The following is a 16,220-nucleotide window of genomic DNA, read 5'->3' on the forward strand; positions in this document are numbered from 1 at the left end:
GGGCGGATGCGTTCCGGGCCGAGGCGCCGGTGGCACCGCTTCTGTCGGTCCGGGGGCTGACGAAACGCTATGGCGGGCGTGTAGGCTGCGAGGATGTGGGCTTCGATCTTTATCCCGGCGAGGTGATGGGGATCGTCGGCGAAAGCGGATCGGGCAAGTCGACGCTTTTGAACTGTCTCGCGGGCCATCTGCGGCCCGATGCGGGCGAGGTGCTGTTCGATCTGGGCGAGGAGGGCCTCTGCGATACGCTGGCGCTGTCCGAGCCCGAGCGGCGGCGGCTTGCCCGCACCGACTGGGCCTTCGTGCATCAGAACCCGCGCGACGGGCTGAGGATGACGGTCTCGGCGGGCGGCAATGTCGGCGAGCGGCTGATGGCGGTCGGCGCGCGGAATTACGGGGCGATCCGGGCCTCGGCGCTGGACTGGCTGGGCCGGGTCGAGATCGCGGCCGACCGGATCGACGACCGGCCCGCGGCCTTTTCGGGCGGTATGCAGCAGCGGCTGCAGATCGCGCGCAATCTGGTGACGGGGCCGCGGCTGGTGTTCATGGACGAACCGACGGGCGGGCTCGATGTCAGCGTGCAGGCGCGGCTTCTGGATCTGCTGCGCGGGCTTGTGCGGGACATGGGGCTATCGGCGGTGATCGTGACCCATGATCTGGCCGTCGTGCGGCTGCTGGCGCATCGGCTGATGGTGATGAAGGGCGGGCGGGTGGTCGAGACCGGGCTGACCGATCAGGTGCTGGACGATCCGCAGCATGGCTATACCCAGCTTCTGGTGAGTTCTGTGCTTCAGGTTTGAGGGGCTTCAGGTCTGAAGGCGCGCCCGTGGGGGGCGGCGGGGCAATGGGTATTTGGGCCAAGAAGAAGGACGAAGCGATGATCGAGCTTTCGGGCGTGGCCAAGAGTTTCACGCTGTATAATCAGGGGGGCGCGGCGATCCCGGTGATGGCGGGGGCGGCGCTGTCGGTGGCGCCGGGCGAATGCGTGGCGCTGACCGGGGCCTCGGGCGCGGGCAAGTCGACCCTGATGCGGATGATCCATGGCAATTACCTGGCCGCCTCGGGGCGGATCGTCGTCGGCGGGCTCGATGTGGCGGCGGCCGAGCCGCGCGAGATCCTGGCGCTGCGGCGCCATGTGCTGGGCTATGTCAGCCAGTTTCTGCGGGTGGTGCCGCGGGTGCCGACGCTCGATGTCGTGGCCGAGCCCTTGCTGGCGGTGGGCGTGCCGGTCGAGGCCGCGCGCGACCGGGCGGCGGCCCTGCTGGCGCGGCTGAACATCCCGCGCCCGCTTTGGGATCTGAGCCCGACCACGTTTTCGGGCGGCGAACAGCAGCGGGTCAATATCGCGCGGGGCTTTGCCCATGACTATCCGGCGCTTCTGCTGGACGAGCCCACGGCGAGCCTCGACCCCGGCAACCGCGAGGTGGTGCTGGGGCTGATCGAGGCGGCCAAGGCGCGGGGCGCGGCGATCCTCGGGATCTTTCACGACGCGGGCGCGCGCGCGCGGGTCTGCGACCGCGAGGTCGATGTCTCGGCCTTTGCGGTGGCGCCATGAGCGGGGTCGGGCCGGGGCGGTTGTTCGCGGTGGTGGGGCCGTCGGGGGCGGGCAAGGACACGCTGATGGCGGCGGCCTGGCTGCGCCGGCCCGATCTGCATCTGGTGCGCCGGGTGGTGACCCGGGCGCCCGGGGCCGGGGGCGAGGACTGCGATTGCGTCAGCGCGGCCGCGTTCGAGCGGATGCGTGCCGGGGGCGCCTTTGCGCTGTGGTGGCGCGCGCACGGGCTGAGCTATGGCATCCCGCGCAGCGTCGACGAGGCGCTCTGGGAGGGGGAGGATGTGGTCTTCAACGGCTCGCGCGCGATGCTGGCCGAGGCGCGGGCGCGGTTTCCCGATCTGACCGTGCTGCACGTGATGGCCCGGCCCGAGACGCTGGCGGCGCGGCTTGCCGGGCGCGGGCGCGAGAGCGCCGAGGAGATCGCGGCACGGCTGGGGCGCGCGGGCTATGCGCTGCCCGACGGGATCGTGGCGGTCCGCATCGACAATGACGGCGCGCTTGACGACGCCGTCGAGGCCTTTCTGGCCGCGCTTCAGCCCGACAGGCGATAGCGGTGCAGGTTGTGAAACTTCCCGTCCTCGGCCTCGCCGAAGAGGCACAGGCTTCTGATCCGGATCGGCCGGTCGATCAGCGGGTCGAGCACCGGGCCCAGCACCATCCGCGTCGCGTCGGCCTCGGGGGGCTTCAGCGGGCCGGTCAGGGTCAGGTGAAAGCGGTATTCCTCCATCACGTAGGGATAGCCCCATTTTTCAAGGAGCTTCCTTTGCCGGGCGCTCAGCCGGTCGGGATTGCGGCGGGCGAGCTCTGCGGCGGTGGGTGGGGCGCGAAACCCGTCCAGCGCCTCGACCACGCTGCCCGCCAGCGCCGCCAGCGCCCGCGTGTCGCCGCGCGGGGTGAGGGCCAGGAAGCCGCTCTGAAGCGACAGCCGCAGCCCCTCGATCAGCACCGGCCGCAGCTGGCCCGACAGCGCCACGGCCGAGGCATGCAAGAGCCCGATATCGCTGCCCTCGGCCAGCCGGAACGGCGCCTTGACGGTGGCGTGAAACCCGTATTTGCGGGGCACCTCGGTCAGGTCCTCGACCGGCCGCGGCAGCCCGCGCAGCCGGGGATGCGCCCGTGGTGCCCCGGCCTCGGCGTCCCAGCCGAGCCAGGCCTTGCCGAAATCGCCAAGCGCGCCCTCTTCGGGCGCGAAATAGATCGCGTAGCGCCGGTAGCCTTCCATTGCCCCCTCCGCACTGGGATGCCGCGCCGTTTCCCCCCTTGTCCTGCCCCAATCCTCCCCGCGCATCAAGAAGGAGGCGCCCATGTCCCCGGTTTCCGAGACCGTTCTTGCCAATGCCACGCTGGTTCTGCCCGATGAGACGCTGACCGGATCGGTCCGGGTCGCGGACGGGCGCATCGCCGGGATCGACCCCGGCGGGGCCGTGCCCGCGGGGGCCATCGATTGCGGCGGCGATCTGGTGATGCCGGGGCTGATCGAGCTGCATACCGACAACCTGGAGCGGCATATCCAGCCGCGCCCCTCGGTCGACTGGCCCCATGCCAGCGCGATCGTCGCCCATGATGCCGAACTTGCCGGGGTCGGCATCACCACGGTCTTCGATGCGATGCGGGTGGGGTCGATCCCGTCCGGCAAGGCGCGCTACCGGGCCTATGCGCGCGGACTGGCCAGCGAGATGCTGGATCTGAGGGCGCGGGGCGCGCTGAGGATCAGCCATTTCCTGCATCTGCGCGCCGAGGTCTGTTCCGAGACCCTGGCCGAGGAGATGGCCGAATTCGGTCCCGAGGACCGGGTCGGCATCGTCAGCCTGATGGACCACACCCCCGGCCAGCGGCAGTTCCGCGATCTGGACAAGCTGAAGGCCTATGTGATGGGCAAGAACAACTTTTCCGAAGCCGATTTCGAGGCCCATGTCGCGACGCTGAAGGCGTTGCGCGACCGTCATGGCGAGCGCCACGAAGAGGTCGCCGTGGCCGAGGCCCGGCGCTGCGGGGCGATCCTTGCCAGCCATGACGACACCACCGAGGCCCATGTCGCGGTCTCGGCCGGGCATGGCATCCGGCTGGCCGAGTTTCCGACCACGCTCGAGGCGGCGCGGGCCTGCCGGGCCAGCGGCATCGCGGTGATGATGGGCGCGCCGAACCTGATCCGGGGCGGGTCGCATTCGGGCAATGTGGCGGCGGCCGAGCTGGCCGGTCTGGGGCTTCTCGACATCCTGTCGTCGGATTACGTGCCCTCGGCCTTGCTGATGGCCGGGGTGATGCTGGGCGATCTCTGGGACGACATGGCGCGGGGCATCGCCACGGTGACCCGGGCGCCCGCCGATGCGGTGGGGCTGAGGGATCGCGGCCGGATCGCGCCCGGGGCGCGGGCCGATCTGATCCGGGTGGCGCGGATCGACGGCGTGCCGGTGGTGCGCGGCGCCTGGGTGCAGGGGGGGCGCGTCGCCTGAGGCTGCCGGTTGCGGGGGCGCGGCGCGCTGCAAGGCTTTGACCCGGTCCCCGGACTTTCCTATTTTCGGATCAGTAGCCATCGGTTTGCGTGTGAGGAGATCCACCATGCCCAAGACCCCCGTGACGCCCTCTGCCGCCGCCGCGCTTGAGGCGGCCTTGCGTGCCCAGGCCGAGGGCTGGGGGCTGATGGCCTGGGTGAGTGCCACCATGGTCGATCACGTCCGCCGCACCAGCAGCGAGATGGCGGCCTTTGCCCGCGACGAGGCCCGGCGCAACGCCGACGCGATGCAGCGCCTGGCCGCCTGCCGCACGCCCGAAAGCCTGACCGACTGGCAGGGCGACTATCTGGGCGAGACGGTCGCGGTCTGCCGCGACGAGGCCGAGCGGCTGGCGCGGATGAATGCCGAGGTCTGCGACCAGACCCTGACCCGGATGACCTCCTGGCGCGACTGAGGCAGGCGCGTCCAGACGAGAGCCGGGCGGGCGACCGGCGGGGCCGCGCTCAGCCGCTTCGCGATGCGGCAAGGCCGATCCCGCTGGCCACGAAGATCCCGCCCGTCGTCTTGTGGATCCGCGTCACCGCGCGTTGCGACAGCTCCAGCCGCCGCAGCCAGGCGCCGAGACCGCCGTAGACGGTGGCAACGGCAAAGGCGCTGAGGCAGACCACCGCGACCATGCCCGCCAGTTGCCCGACGCCCGTGCCCTCCGGCGACAGGAATTGCGGGAAGAGTGCCGTGAAGAAGGCGATGGCCTTGGGGTTGCTCGCGGCCACGGTGAAGCCCCCGGCGAACAGCTTGCGCGCGGGCTCGGGGAGGTTGTGGGTTCTATCGGAGAGGCTGACGCGCCGGGCGGCGCTGCGCCAGAGCTGGATACCGACATAGACCAGATAGGCCGCCCCGGCATATTTCAGCGTCAGGAAAAGCGTTGCCGACCCGGTGAGGACCAGCCCCAGTCCGGCCGAGGCCGCGATGGCCTGACAGGCGGAGGCCGCGGCATTTCCGCTGGCCGTGATCGTGCTGCGCAGCCAGCCATGGCTTGCCCCATGCGAAAAGGCGATCAGGGTGCTCGGTCCCGGGATCATCGAGACGGCGATGACCGTGCCGGCAAAGAGGGCCCAATAGGTCAGGTCCATTTCCTGCGCTCCGCTGTGATAGGGTTACAGAGCCTAGGCCGAGGCCCCTGGTTGGACGAAGCGGTTTTGCGCGGACCATTTGCCGCTCCGGCGCCGGTCTTTCGACAGGGCGGGCCTGCGTACTGTCCCGGCGGGTGTCAGGCCTTGTTGCGTCAAGCCGTTGCCCGACCGCTCCTTTTCCCGTGTCGTAAAGGTTTTGTTTACCTTTGACGCTGCGTTGACGGCGGTCCGCGATCCTCGAGTCGTTGAGGGAAAACGGTCAGGGAGTCGAGGGAAGATGTTGCCGCTTCAAAGCCACGAATGCCCCGCGTTCGCCGCGCACCCCGCGCCCGAGGAGGCAGGAACCGCCTGCCCCCCGAGCGCCACCATCGATGCGTTTTCCTATCCGGTCTGGCCCGAGGCCCCGCATGGCCCGTTCGGCTATCTCTTTCCCGACGCGGCCGAGGCGCGGGGCGGGGTGGCGGCGACTGCCGCGCTGCGCGATCTGGCCTCGGCGATGGCGGGCCGGGGGACGGGCGGCGGGGACGATTCCGGCATGCCCGCGATCTATACCTATCTGGGACAGGTCATCGCCCGGGAACTGGCCGCCGGGACCGACCCCGAGGGTGGGCTGTCGGGGCTTGACCTCGACTGCGTCGATCCGCTGCCGCGCCGCCGGGCGATGGCCGATCTCAGCAATGACAGAAGCGGCCGGTTGAACCTCGAGAGCCTCTATGGCGCCGAGACGGGCGGGTGGCGGCGCGATCCGGCGGCCCCGGCCCGGCTCTGGTCGGGCGTGACCGGTCCGTCCGGGAGCATGGGGGAGGGGGTCCGGGTCGATCCGGCGCGGCGGAACCGCTGGCCGCAACCGGCCCTGGCCGAGCAGGACAAGGCCTATATCGGCGCTCCGCAGACAGATGCGGGCCTGGCGACGGCCGAGGTCCATCTGGTTCTGGCGCGGTTTCACAATGCGGTTGTCGCCCGGGCGCCGGGGATCGGCGGCCCCCGGGCCGAGGCGGGCGATACCGCCTTCGACTTCGCCCGGGACGAGGTGCGCAAGCACTTCCAGTGGCTTGTGGTCAACGACTACCTGCGCCGGATCTGTTTGCCCGAGGTTCTGGACGCGGTCATGGCCGAAGAGGCGCCGGTCTATCGCGATCTGCTGCAGCGCTGTCCCGGCCTGCCCGAGGGGCGGCTGCCGCTGCCCTTCGAGTTCCAGGCCGCCGCCATCCGTCTGGGCGAGACCATGGCCCGGCCGAGCTATGACTGGTCGGCGCGCCATGGCTTTGGCTGCGGAGCGGCATCCGTCGCCGGGCCGCCGGGGTGGCGGCGGGCGTCGGGGCGGATGGATTTCTCGCGCCTGACCGATGAAAGCGGCACCCGTCCCGACCGCCATGCGCGCGGCATCAACACCCGGATCACGCCGGATCTGCTGTGCCTGCATGACGAGCCGCCGGGGCTGCACGGGCGGATGCGCCAGCTGGCCGAGCGCACGCTGCGCCGGGGGCTGCGGCTGAACCTGGCCTCGGGGCAGGACTGCCTGCGCGGGATGGCGCGGCTTGGAGTGCGGATCGCGCCGCTGAGCGCGGTCGAGCTGGCCGAGGGCCCCGGCGGCGGGGTTCTGGCGCGGGCCGGGATGCTCGAGGCGACGCCGCTTTGGTACTACATCCTGCGCGAGGCCGAAGCGCGGACCGGCGGGCGTCGTCTGGGCCCGCTGGGCAGCCGGATCGTGGCCGAGACCCTGGTGGGGCTCTGCGTCTGCGATCCCGACAGTTACTGGCACCATCTGGGGTCGGATCACGGCCGCTGGCATCCCCGCGACGGGGTCCGGCCGGCGGGCGAACCGGTCACGACGGTGGCAGCCTTGATCCGGGCGGCGGGCATGCGCGCCTGACGCCGGATGCCTGTGCCGAGATCCTCCCTCGCACCCTCGGCACAGGCCAGCCTTTCGGACGCTCCAAAGGGGGGAGCGGGCGAAAGGTGGCTCGCGTGCTCCGGCGGCGTCCTGTCGCCGGAGGCCGGAGGCGGGGGCGGATGCGCAGTGCCTGGGGGTTGGTGACGAGGTCCAATGTCAGGTTTTTCGTCCGACGGCACGACTTGCGCATCCCGCCTCCGGCCACCGGCGCGCCTTGCGGCCCGGGCGGCCCCGCATTGCCAGACCGGCACCGGCCGGGCGGGCGGAGCGGGGACCGTCAGGCGCCGCGGCCGGGTTTGGTCGCCCGTTGCGGCGCGGCCGGAGCACGCCTTTTCACGCCGGTCCCGCCGGGGACCGGCGCGCAAGCTCCGCCGGGAGCGGGGCCGGGAAACGGGGCCGGGGACGGGTCTGGGAAACGGGGCCGGGAAACGGATCTGGGGGCAGGGGGCACCGCCCGCAGGCGGTCTTGCGCGATGCCGGTTCGCCATGGGCGGCGGTCGCGCAGGGTGGGGACCGCCCGCAGGCGGCGGGGCGCCCGGAAACGGGCGCCCCTTTTGCGATCGGGCCCGGGGATCAGGCCCTGGTATAGCGGTAGGGCCGTCCCGCCTTCTGCATGTCTTCGTTGTATTTCTTGAAGATGTCGACGATCTTCGCCTTGGTCTCGGATTCCTCTGCGATCTCGTCCCAGAAGGTCCGGGCGGCGGTCTCGACCTGATCCCAGTCCTCGTCGGGGATCGAGGTCAGCTCCATCTTGGTGCCCTCGACGCGCAGCCGCGCCTCGCCGCCCCAGTACCACCACTGACGGTAGTAATGCGACTGCTCCATGCAGACCCGCAGCAGCTCTTGCAGCCGTTCCGGCACCTCGTTCCAGCGGTCCATGTTGGCGAAGAAATGGCCGATCCAGGCGCCCGAGATGTTGTTGGTCAGGAAATACTTGGCAGGCCCGGCCCAGCCCACGGTGTAATCCTCGGTGATGCCCGACCAGGCGACGCCGTCCAGCTCGCCGGTCTGCATCGCGACCTCGACATCCTCATAGGGCAGCGTCACCGGCACCACGCCGAACTGCGCGAGGAACCGGCCCGCCGTCGGGAAGGTGAAGACGCGCTTGCCCTTGAGGTCGTCGAGCGACTTGATCGGGCTGATCGTGGCGAAGTTGCAGGGATCCCAGGACCCGGCCGAGATGTGCTTGACGCCGACCTTTTCATATTCGGCGCCCCAGATCTCGTTCAGGCCGTACTGGTTGAACAGCACCGGCACATCGAGCGAATAGCGCGAGGCGAAGGGGAAATAGCCGCCGAAGACGGTGACCTCGGTCGGCGAGGCCATGGAATCGTCGTCGGACTGCACCGCGTCGATGGTGCCCTGCTGCATCGCGCGGAACAGCTCGCCCGTGGGGACCAGCTGGTCGGCAGTGTAAAGCTCGATCTCCATCTCGTCGCCGGCGATCTTGTTGAAGCTTTCGATGGCGGGGCGGATGACGTGATCGGCCAGCGCGACGCCCGCATAGGTCTGCATCCGCCAGCGGATCTTGGACTGGGCGAGCGCCGGGGCGGCCAGACCGGCTGCGGCGGCGCCGACCCCGGCAGAGGCCAGGAACTTGCGTCTTGTGGTCATCGTCTTCTCTCCTTGTTGGCAGAGGGCTTTTGCCCCCCGGTTTTCCGGACCCCGCGACCCGGGGCTCCGTTTTGAAGGGCCGTTTCTTTGGGGCCGTCTTCAGAGGCCGTAGACCTGATGCGGCAGCCAGAGCGCGATCTGCGGAAAGGCCATGACGATGGCCAGCGCCGCGATCATCACCAGAACGAAGGGCACGATCGAGGCGTAGATGTCCTTCAGCCCGATCTCTTTCGGGGCCATCGCCTTCATCAGGAAGAGGTTATAGCCGAAGGGCGGTGTCATGTAGGCGATCTGGGTGGTGATGGTGTAAAGCACCCCGTACCAGATCAGGTCGAACCCCAGCGCCTTGACCAGCGGAATGTAAAGCGGCGCCACGATCACCAGCATCGCGGTATCGTCGAGGAAGGTCCCCATCAGGATGAAGCTCAGCTGCATCAGGATCAGGATCATCCAGGGGTCGAGGCCCAGCTTTTCGGTGAAGAGGCTCTCGATGGCCTTGACGGCGCCCAGCCCGTCGAAGACCGCGCCGAAGGCCATGGCGGCGACGATGATCCACATGAACATGCAGGACACCGCCAGCGTCTGGCGCACCGAGGTCTCGAACACCGTGCGACTCATCCGCCCCTTCAGCACCGCCGCGACCAGCGCCGCCAGCGCGCCGATGGCCGAGCTTTCCACAAGCGAGGTCCAGCCGTTGACGAAGGGCACCATCATCGTGGCGAAGATCACCAGCGGCAGCACGCCCGCGCCCAACAGCCGGACCTTTTCGGCGAAGGCGATCCCGGCGCGTTCCTCGGGCGGCAGGACCGGGCCCAGCCCGGGCGAGATCCGGCAGTGCAGGTAGATATAGAGGATGAAGAGCCCGGCCATCAGCAGCCCCGGCAGGATGCCCGCCAGCCAGAGCTGACCGACCGGCTGGCGCGCGATCATGGCATACAGCACCAGAACGACCGAAGGTGGCACCAGAATGCCCAGCGAGGATCCCGCCTGGATCACCCCCGTGACCATCCGCTTGTCATAGCCGCGCCTCAGCAGTTCCGGCAGGGCGATGGTCGCGCCGATGGCCATGCCCGCGACCGACAGCCCGTTCATCGCCGAGATCAGCACCATCAGCCCGATGGTGCCGATGGCCAGCCCGCCCGGCACCGGCCCCATCCAGACATGGAACATCTTGTAAAGATCGTCGGCGATGCGGCTTTCGGACAGCACGTAGCCCATGAAGATGAACATCGGCAGGGTCAGCAGCGGATACCATTTCATCAGCTTCATCGAGGCCGAGAACGGAATGACCGACCCGCCCGTCCCCCACAGCGCCAGCGCGGCCACCGCCGCCACCGCCCCGATGGCGCCGAAGACCCGTTGTCCGGTCATCAGCATCAGCATCATCGAGGCGAACATCAGGATTGCGATCATCTCGTAGGACATGGGCTAAAGCTCCTCGCCGCGGATATGGGCGATGTCCTTGAAGAGCTCGGAGACGGCCTGCAGGATCATCAGGAAGAGGCCGAGGCACATGACCGACTTGATCGGCCAGAGCACCGGGCGCCAGGCGGTCGGGCTGCGCTCGTTGTACTGGATCGCGTAGATCAGGCTGTCGATGCCGCCATAAAGCAGCACGCCCAGGAAGAAGATCAGGAAGAGCACGGTAAAGCTGTCGACCCAGGCCCGCGTCTGCACCGACCAGCGGCCGTAGAACAGGTCCATCCGCACGTTCGACCCCAGCTGGATCGAATAGGGCCCGCCCATGATGTAATAGGCGACCATCGCGAACTGGGCCATTTCCAGCGTCCAGAGCGAGGGCAGGAAGAAGGTCTTCGAGATCGAGGACCACAGCAGGATCCCCATCATCACGAAGATCCCGTACATCATCACCCGGCCGATGTGGTAATTGACCCCGTCGACCGTGCGCACATAGCCGCGCATGAACCCGGTCATGGCGCCGCCTTTCGCGCGGGCGCGCCGATCCTTGTGGCTGTCATGCCGTCACCATTTCCCTGTTGCCCCGTCATCCTGCCGCGAGTGTTGTCCCGCGTGCGCTTTGGGGTCCATTCCTGGTCTCCGGCGGCCGGGCTCGCGCCGCCCGCCGGTCTCTTTCAGGGCGCGTCTGCCCGTTTCAGAGGCAATCCTCCAACAGACGGCGCGTGTTCTCGGCCGTCATCTCGACCGGATTGCCGCCGGTCGAGGGGTCTTTCAGCGCCGAGGCCGTAAGCGCGTCGAGATCGGGGTCGGTGACCCCCAGCGCGGTCAGGCTGGCCGGGATGCCCAGCTCGGCATTCAGACGGCCGACCAGCGCATAGAAGGCGTCGAAATCGTGGCCGATGCCCAGATAGGCGGCGGCCCGGCCCAGACGGTCCTCGATGGCGGGGCGGTTCATCCGCAGGACGGGCTGCATCACGGTGGCGTTGGTGGTGCCGTGATGGGTGTTGTGCACGGCGCCTATGGGATGCGAGATCGCATGGATCGCGCCCAGGCCCTTCTGGAAGGCAACCGCGCCCATCATCGCCGCCGACATCATCTGCGCGCGGGCCTCAAGGTCGGTGCCGTCGGCATAGGCGCGGGGCAGGTACTCGGTCACGAGCCGAAGCCCCTCCAGCGCGATGCCTTGCGACATCGGGTGGTAATGCGGCGAGCAATAGGCCTCGAGGCAATGGGCGAAGGCATCCATGCCGGTGCCCGCGGTGATCGCTTTCGGCATGCCGACGGTCAGTTCCGGGTCGCAGATCACGACGCCGGGCAGCACCTTCGGGTGGAAGATGATCTTCTTCTCATGGGTTTCGGAATTGGTCAGCACGCTGGCGCGGCCGACCTCGGACCCGGTGCCCGCGGTGGTCGGCACCGCCACGATGGGGGCGATGGCATCGGCATCGGCGCGGGTCCACCAGTCGCCGATATCCTCGAAATCCCAGACCGGGCGGGTCTGGCCCGCCATGAACGCGACCATCTTGCCCAGATCGAGCCCCGAGCCGCCGCCGAAGGCGATCACCCCGTCATGACCCCCGGCCCGGTAGGCCTCGAGCCCGAGCGCGAGATTCAGCTCGGTCGGGTTCGCGTCGACCTCGGCAAAGACCGCGCGGCCGAGCCCCGCGGCCTCGAGGATGTCCAGCGCGCGAGCGGTGATCGGCAGCCCTGCGAGCCCCTTGTCGGTCACCAAGAGCGGCCGGATCAGCCCCGCCGCGGCACAGGCCGCGGGCAGTTCCGCGATGCGGCCTGCGCCGAAGCGGATGGCGGTGGGATAGGACCAGTTGGCGTTCGGCGTCATTCAGAGTTTCCTCAGGTGATAGGATTTCGGACGGGTCAGGTTGTGGAAACCGATCACCGACAGCCCGCCACCCCGGCCGGTATCCTTGCAGCCGGTCCAGCAGAGCGCCGGGTCGAGATAGTCGGCCCGGTTCAGGAAGACGGTGCCGGTCTCGATCTGCCGGCCGATCCGCTCGGCCCGCGCCACATCATTGGTCCAGAGCGAACAGGTCAGCCCGTAATCGCTGTCATTCATCAGCCGGATCGCCTCTTCGTCGTCCTTCACCGGCATGATGCCGACCACGGGGCCGAAGCTTTCCTCGCGCATCACCCGCATCTCGTGGGTCACGCCGGTCAGGATCTGCGGCATGAGGTAGGTGCCGCCATCCTGCGGGAAGAGCGCGGGGTCGATCATCGCCCTGGCGCCAGCGGCCACGGCCTCGGCGGTCTGGGCGCGCACCAGATCGGCAAAGCGCGCCTGCGCCATCGGGCCGATGGTGGTCTCGGGGTCGAGCGGGTCGCCCAGCCGGTAGCCCTCGACCAGTTTCACCGCCTTCTCGACGAAACTGTCGTAAAGGCTTTCGGCCACGTAGATCCGCTCGATCCCGCAGCAGCACTGGCCCGAATTGTACATCGCCCCGTCGATCAGCACCTCGACCGCCATGTCGAGATTGCAGTCCTCCATCACGTAGCCCGGGTCCTTGCCGCCAAGTTCGAGCCCCAGCGGCGTGAAGGTGCCGGCCGCCGCGCGCTCGATGGCGCGCCCGCCGCCGACCGAGCCGGTGAAGTTGACGAAGCCGAAGGCGCGTTCGGCGATCAGCGCCGAGGTGGTGTCGTGATCGAGGAAGACGTTCATGAAGACGTCGTCGGGCACGCCCGCCTCGTGGAAGGCGCGCGCCATCCGTTCGCCCACCAGAAGCGTCTGGGTCGCGTGTTTCAGCATCACCGTGTTGCCCGCGATCAGCGCGGGCGCGACGGTGTTGATCGCGGTCATGTAGGGATAGTTCCAGGGCGCGATCACCAGCACCACGCCATGCGGATCGCGGGCGACATAGCGCTTGAAGCTGCCGCTGTCCTCGGCCTCGATCGGGGCCAGCGCCGTCTCGGCGATCTGGGCCATGTATTTCGCGCGCTCTTCGAAGCCGCGGAATTCGCCGCCATAGCGGACCGGGCGGCCCATCTGGCGCGCGAGTTCGGGCACGATGGCGTCGTTCATCGCGCCGACATTGGCGACGCCTTTCAGCACCAGGTCGATGCGTTCGGCCAGCGGCCGCGCGGCCCAGGCGGCCTGGGCTGCGCGGGCGCGCGCCACAGCGGCGCGGGCGGCTTCGGGCGCGAGCGCCTCGCGTTCGGCCAGAACCGATCCGTCGATGGGAGAGATACAGGTCAATGTGGTCATCGGAGGGTCTTCCGTTGTGAAAGGTCCGGGCCCGTGCGGCGCCTGTCCGCGCCAAGGGCCGATCTTCGTTGGAGGCGGTCCGGGCGCATCAGGCGCGCTCGAAGCCGCGGGCGAGTTCCCAGTCGGTCACCGCCAGGTCGAAGGCGTCCTGTTCGACCTCGGCGGCACGGGTGTAGTGGTCGACGACGAAATCGCCCATCGCCGCGCGCAGCATGGCCGAGGACCGGAGCGTTTCCGTCGCCTCGCGCAGGGTGCGCGGAATTTCCGGCACGTCGGCGCTTTCGTAGATGTCGCCCCGGGTGGGCGGGGCCAGGTCCAGCTTTTCCTCGATGCCCCTGAGCCCGGCGGCCAGCAGGGCTGCCAGCGCCAGATAGGGGTTGATGTCGGACCCGGCGATCCGGCATTCGATCCGCACGCCCGGGGTGTTCTCGCCGCACAGACGGAACCCGGCGGTGCGGTTGTCGACCGACCAGACCGTCTTCGTCGGCGCGAAGGTGCCCTTGACGAAGCGCTTGTAGCTGTTGACGTAGGGCGCGAGGAACACGGTCAGATCGGCGGCATATTTGATCTGGCCCGCCACGTACTGGCGCATCAACTCGGACATGCCGTGATCGGCGCCCTTCTCGAAAAACGCGTTCCGGCCGTCCTTCCACAGCGACTGGTGCACATGGGCGGCGCTGCCGACCCGGTCCTTGTGCCATTTCGGCAGGAAGGTCGCGGCATGGCCCTGGGCCCAGGCGATCTCCTTGGTCGCGTGCTTGGCGATGGTGTGGTAATCGGCCGCCAGCAGGGCCGGGCCGTATTTGATGTTCAGCTCTTCCTGCCCGGCCTCGGCCTCGCCCTTGGAATTCTCGACCGGAATGCCCGCGGCCCAGAGATGGTTGCGCAGGGGCCGCATCACCGCCTCTTCCTTGGTGGTCTGGAAGATGTTGTAGTCCTCGTTATAGGCGCTGATCGGGGTCAGGTCGCGAAAGCCCGAGGCGGCGATCTCGCGCAGGCTCTTCTCGAAGAGGAAGAATTCAAGCTCGGTCGCCATGATCGGGGTCAGGCCCATCGCCTCGGCCCGCGCGACCTGCGCCTTCAGCACCTGGCGGGGGGCATGGGGCACGGGGTCGTGGCTGTGATGGTCGAGCAGGTCGCACAGCACCAGCGCCGTTCCCTCCAGCCAGGGCACCGGGCGGATCGTTTCGAGGTCGGGCTTCATCACATAATCGCCGTAGCCCGCGCGCCAGGAGGTCGAGGCATAGCCGTCGGGCGTGGCCATTTCCAGATCGGTGGCCAGCAGGTAGTTGCAGCAATGGGTTTCTTCCCAGGCGCTGTCGACGAAATGCTGCGCGACGAAGCGCTTGCCCATCAGCCGGCCCTGCATGTCGATCAGGCAGACCAGAACCGTGTCGATCCCGCCCTCGGCCACGGCCCTCTTCAACGCATCGAAACTCATCTGGCCGGGCATCGGGTGGTCTCCTGTCGTTGGGTGTCGGACCGGGGTCCTTTATCGGGCGGCTTTGCCATCCCGTTCTTTTCTCTGCCTTCCGGTGAAGATCAGAATGCGCCGGATTTCAAGCTCGTCTTTGGGACAGGGGGCCGGGCGTCGCGGGTCACAGCGCCGCTGTCAGGGCCGATTTCAACTTATCCGTGATCTCCGAAACATGGCTGTCCTCAAGGATGAAGGGCGGGGCCAGCAGCACGTGATCGCCCGCGCGCCCGTCGACGGTGCCGCCCATCGGATAGCAGATCAGCCCGGCCTCGAAGGCGGCGGCCTTCAGCCGCGCATGAACCCGGAGGTCTGGCGCAAAGGGGCGGCGGCTGGCGCGGTCCTCGACCAGTTCGAGCCCGCGGAAAAGCCCGCGGCCGCGAATGTCGCCGATATGGGAATGCTCGGCGAAGGCCGCGCGCAGGCTGGCCTCAAGCCGTTCGCCCATGCGGCGCGCCCGCGCGACCAGCCCGTCCCGGGTCAGCCGGGTCAGCACCGCCAGCGCTGCGGCGGCGGCGGTCGGATGGCCCATATAGGTATGGCCGTGCTGAAAGGCGCCGCTGCCCGCCGCGATCGCGTCATGGATGCGGCCGGTACAGAGCATCGCGCCCACCGGCTGATAGTCCGCACCCAGCCCCTTGGCGATGGTGACGATGTCGGGGGCGATGCCGTCCTGTTCGCAGGCGAAAAGCGTCCCTGTCCGGCCCATGCCGCACATCACCTCGTCAAGGATCAGCAACACCCCGTGGCGGTCGCAGATCTCGCGGATGCGGCGGAAATAGCCCGAAACCGCAGGCACCGCGCCCAGCGTCGCGCCCACGACCGGTTCGGCGACGAAGGCCATCACCGTTTCGGGGCCGAGCCGCTCTATCTCGGTCTCCAGCTCGTCCGCCACGCGCAGCCCATAGGCCTCGTCGCTTTCGCCCTCGGCCCGGCCGCGATAGGCATAACAGGGTGCGATATGGGTGGTCTCGGCCAGCAGGGGCGCGAAGGGCGCGCGCCGTCCTGCGTTGCCGCCCGTCGCCAGCGCCCCCAGCGTGGTGCCGTGATAGCTCTGGCGCCGGGCGATCACCCGGTGGCGCCCCGGCTGGCCGCTCTCCAGCATGTATTGCCGCGCGAGCTTCAGCGCCGCCTCCATCGCCTCGGACCCGCCCGAGACCAGACAGACCCGGTCGATCCCCGCAGGCGCATGGGCGATCAGCAGATCGGCCAGCCGCTCGGCGGGCTCCGAGGTGAAAAAGCCGGTATGGGCGAAGGCGACCCGGTCGAGCTGGGCCTTGATCGCGGCGATGACCGCCGGATCGGAATGGCCAAGGCACGAGACCGCTGCCCCGCCCGAGGCATCGAGATAGCGCTTGCCGCTCTGGTCGATGAGATAGACGCCCTCGCCGCGGTCGACCATGGGCCGGACCGCGCCCGGAGCACGGGGAATGAGATGAGACATGGGGCCTCCGGACAGAC

15 protein-coding genes are annotated in these 16,220 nt (G+C 68.9%); 6 read left to right on the top strand and 9 right to left on the bottom strand.

What is annotated here, in order from left to right; genetic code table 11:
- Window positions 1–29 precede the first annotated feature (29 nt).
- The 3 genes from phnK to phnN all read left to right on the top strand — a co-directional run bounded on the left by phnK (window position 30) and on the right by phnN (window position 2,106).
- On the top strand, window positions 30–800 hold the full coding sequence (phnK, locus tag C8N38_RS05660) for a phosphonate C-P lyase system protein PhnK (RefSeq protein WP_108025085.1): 771 nt from the start codon (window positions 30–32) through the stop codon (window positions 798–800).
- Between the two features lie 77 nt (window positions 801–877).
- Window positions 878–1,555 (top strand): phosphonate C-P lyase system protein PhnL, encoded by a 678-nt coding sequence (gene phnL / locus C8N38_RS05665; RefSeq protein ID WP_108024789.1) that lies wholly within the window; start codon window positions 878–880, stop codon window positions 1,553–1,555.
- Complete coding sequence (gene phnN / locus C8N38_RS05670) at window positions 1,552–2,106, top strand: phosphonate metabolism protein/1,5-bisphosphokinase (PRPP-forming) PhnN (protein WP_108024791.1); 555 nt, start codon at window positions 1,552–1,554, stop codon at window positions 2,104–2,106. The genes phnL and phnN overlap by 4 nt, the downstream gene beginning before the upstream one ends.
- Here the strand turns inward: phnN and C8N38_RS05675 are convergent.
- Window positions 2,088–2,777 carry a DUF1045 domain-containing protein gene (locus C8N38_RS05675; protein WP_108024793.1) on the bottom strand — a complete coding sequence of 230 codons (690 nt, stop codon included), beginning with the start codon at window positions 2,775–2,777 and terminating at the stop codon, window positions 2,088–2,090. The genes phnN and C8N38_RS05675 overlap by 19 nt on opposite strands.
- Before the next feature lie 82 nt (window positions 2,778–2,859).
- Between C8N38_RS05675 and C8N38_RS05680 the strand changes: the two genes are divergently transcribed.
- The gene (locus tag C8N38_RS05680; RefSeq protein WP_108024795.1) at window positions 2,860–4,008 is read left to right on the top strand and encodes an alpha-D-ribose 1-methylphosphonate 5-triphosphate diphosphatase; all 1,149 of its coding nucleotides are present in this window, start codon (window positions 2,860–2,862) and stop codon (window positions 4,006–4,008) included.
- Window positions 4,009–4,114: 106 nt separating this feature from the next.
- A complete protein-coding gene (locus C8N38_RS05685; protein ID WP_108024797.1) occupies window positions 4,115–4,462 on the top strand; it encodes a phasin family protein in 348 nt (115 codons plus the stop codon).
- A 49-nt stretch (window positions 4,463–4,511) separates the two neighbouring features.
- Here C8N38_RS05685 and C8N38_RS05690 read toward each other — a convergent pair whose 3' ends face one another.
- On the bottom strand, window positions 4,512–5,141 hold the full coding sequence (locus C8N38_RS05690; RefSeq protein ID WP_108024799.1) for a LysE family translocator: 630 nt from the start codon (window positions 5,139–5,141) through the stop codon (window positions 4,512–4,514).
- Window positions 5,142–5,418: 277 nt separating this feature from the next.
- On the opposite strand from C8N38_RS05690, the gene C8N38_RS05695 reads away from it, so the two are divergent.
- Window positions 5,419–7,014 carry a peroxidase family protein gene (locus tag C8N38_RS05695; RefSeq protein WP_108024800.1) on the top strand — a complete coding sequence of 532 codons (1,596 nt, stop codon included), beginning with the start codon at window positions 5,419–5,421 and terminating at the stop codon, window positions 7,012–7,014.
- 594 nt (window positions 7,015–7,608) lie between these two features.
- Here C8N38_RS05695 and C8N38_RS05700 read toward each other — a convergent pair.
- From C8N38_RS05700 to C8N38_RS05730, 7 genes are all read right to left on the bottom strand, one after another.
- Complete coding sequence (locus C8N38_RS05700; RefSeq protein WP_108024802.1) at window positions 7,609–8,649, bottom strand: TRAP transporter substrate-binding protein; 1,041 nt, start codon at window positions 8,647–8,649, stop codon at window positions 7,609–7,611.
- A gap of 99 nt (window positions 8,650–8,748) precedes the next feature.
- On the bottom strand, window positions 8,749–10,074 hold the full coding sequence (locus tag C8N38_RS05705) for a TRAP transporter large permease (protein WP_108024804.1): 1,326 nt from the start codon (window positions 10,072–10,074) through the stop codon (window positions 8,749–8,751).
- A 3-nt stretch (window positions 10,075–10,077) separates the two neighbouring features.
- On the bottom strand, window positions 10,078–10,584 hold the full coding sequence (locus C8N38_RS05710; RefSeq protein WP_075785508.1) for a TRAP transporter small permease subunit: 507 nt from the start codon (window positions 10,582–10,584) through the stop codon (window positions 10,078–10,080).
- 178 nt (window positions 10,585–10,762) lie between these two features.
- On the bottom strand, window positions 10,763–11,908 hold the full coding sequence (locus C8N38_RS05715) for an iron-containing alcohol dehydrogenase (protein WP_108024806.1): 1,146 nt from the start codon (window positions 11,906–11,908) through the stop codon (window positions 10,763–10,765).
- Window positions 11,909–13,285, bottom strand: a complete 1,377-nt coding sequence (locus C8N38_RS05720) for an aldehyde dehydrogenase family protein (RefSeq protein WP_108024808.1) — start codon at window positions 13,283–13,285, stop codon at window positions 11,909–11,911. It abuts the gene before it with no gap.
- 88 nt (window positions 13,286–13,373) lie between these two features.
- Window positions 13,374–14,738: a glutamine synthetase family protein gene (locus tag C8N38_RS05725; RefSeq protein ID WP_108024810.1), complete on the bottom strand. Its 1,365-nt coding sequence runs from the start codon at window positions 14,736–14,738 to the stop codon at window positions 13,374–13,376.
- 145 nt (window positions 14,739–14,883) lie between these two features.
- Window positions 14,884–16,203, bottom strand: a complete 1,320-nt coding sequence (locus tag C8N38_RS05730) for an aspartate aminotransferase family protein (protein ID WP_108024812.1) — start codon at window positions 16,201–16,203, stop codon at window positions 14,884–14,886.
- Window positions 16,204–16,220: the final 17 nt, after the last annotated feature.

Origin of the sequence: Rhodovulum kholense (assembly GCF_003053725.1) — a bacterium.
GTDB classification, from domain to species: domain Bacteria; phylum Pseudomonadota; class Alphaproteobacteria; order Rhodobacterales; family Rhodobacteraceae; genus Rhodovulum; species Rhodovulum kholense.

Bases quoted from the DNA above. Each gene is read 5' to 3' on its own strand.
- phnL (WP_108024789.1), top strand. From the start codon at position 878: ATGATCGAGCTTTCGGGCGTGGCCAAGAGTTTCACGCTGTATAATCAG.
- phnN (WP_108024791.1), top strand. From the start codon at position 1,552: ATGAGCGGGGTCGGGCCGGGGCGGTTGTTCGCGGTGGTGGGGCCGTCG.
- C8N38_RS05675 (WP_108024793.1), bottom strand. From the start codon at position 2,777: ATGGAAGGCTACCGGCGCTACGCGATCTATTTCGCGCCCGAAGAGGGC.
- C8N38_RS05680 (WP_108024795.1), top strand. From the start codon at position 2,860: ATGTCCCCGGTTTCCGAGACCGTTCTTGCCAATGCCACGCTGGTTCTG.
- C8N38_RS05685 (WP_108024797.1), top strand. From the start codon at position 4,115: ATGCCCAAGACCCCCGTGACGCCCTCTGCCGCCGCCGCGCTTGAGGCG.
- C8N38_RS05690 (WP_108024799.1), bottom strand. From the start codon at position 5,141: ATGGACCTGACCTATTGGGCCCTCTTTGCCGGCACGGTCATCGCCGTC.
- C8N38_RS05695 (WP_108024800.1), top strand. From the start codon at position 5,419: ATGTTGCCGCTTCAAAGCCACGAATGCCCCGCGTTCGCCGCGCACCCC.
- C8N38_RS05700 (WP_108024802.1), bottom strand. From the start codon at position 8,649: ATGACCACAAGACGCAAGTTCCTGGCCTCTGCCGGGGTCGGCGCCGCC.
- C8N38_RS05705 (WP_108024804.1), bottom strand. From the start codon at position 10,074: ATGTCCTACGAGATGATCGCAATCCTGATGTTCGCCTCGATGATGCTG.
- C8N38_RS05710 (WP_075785508.1), bottom strand. From the start codon at position 10,584: ATGACCGGGTTCATGCGCGGCTATGTGCGCACGGTCGACGGGGTCAAT.
- C8N38_RS05715 (WP_108024806.1), bottom strand. From the start codon at position 11,908: ATGACGCCGAACGCCAACTGGTCCTATCCCACCGCCATCCGCTTCGGC.
- C8N38_RS05720 (WP_108024808.1), bottom strand. From the start codon at position 13,285: ATGACCACATTGACCTGTATCTCTCCCATCGACGGATCGGTTCTGGCC.
- C8N38_RS05725 (WP_108024810.1), bottom strand. From the start codon at position 14,738: ATGCCCGGCCAGATGAGTTTCGATGCGTTGAAGAGGGCCGTGGCCGAG.
- C8N38_RS05730 (WP_108024812.1), bottom strand. From the start codon at position 16,203: ATGTCTCATCTCATTCCCCGTGCTCCGGGCGCGGTCCGGCCCATGGTC.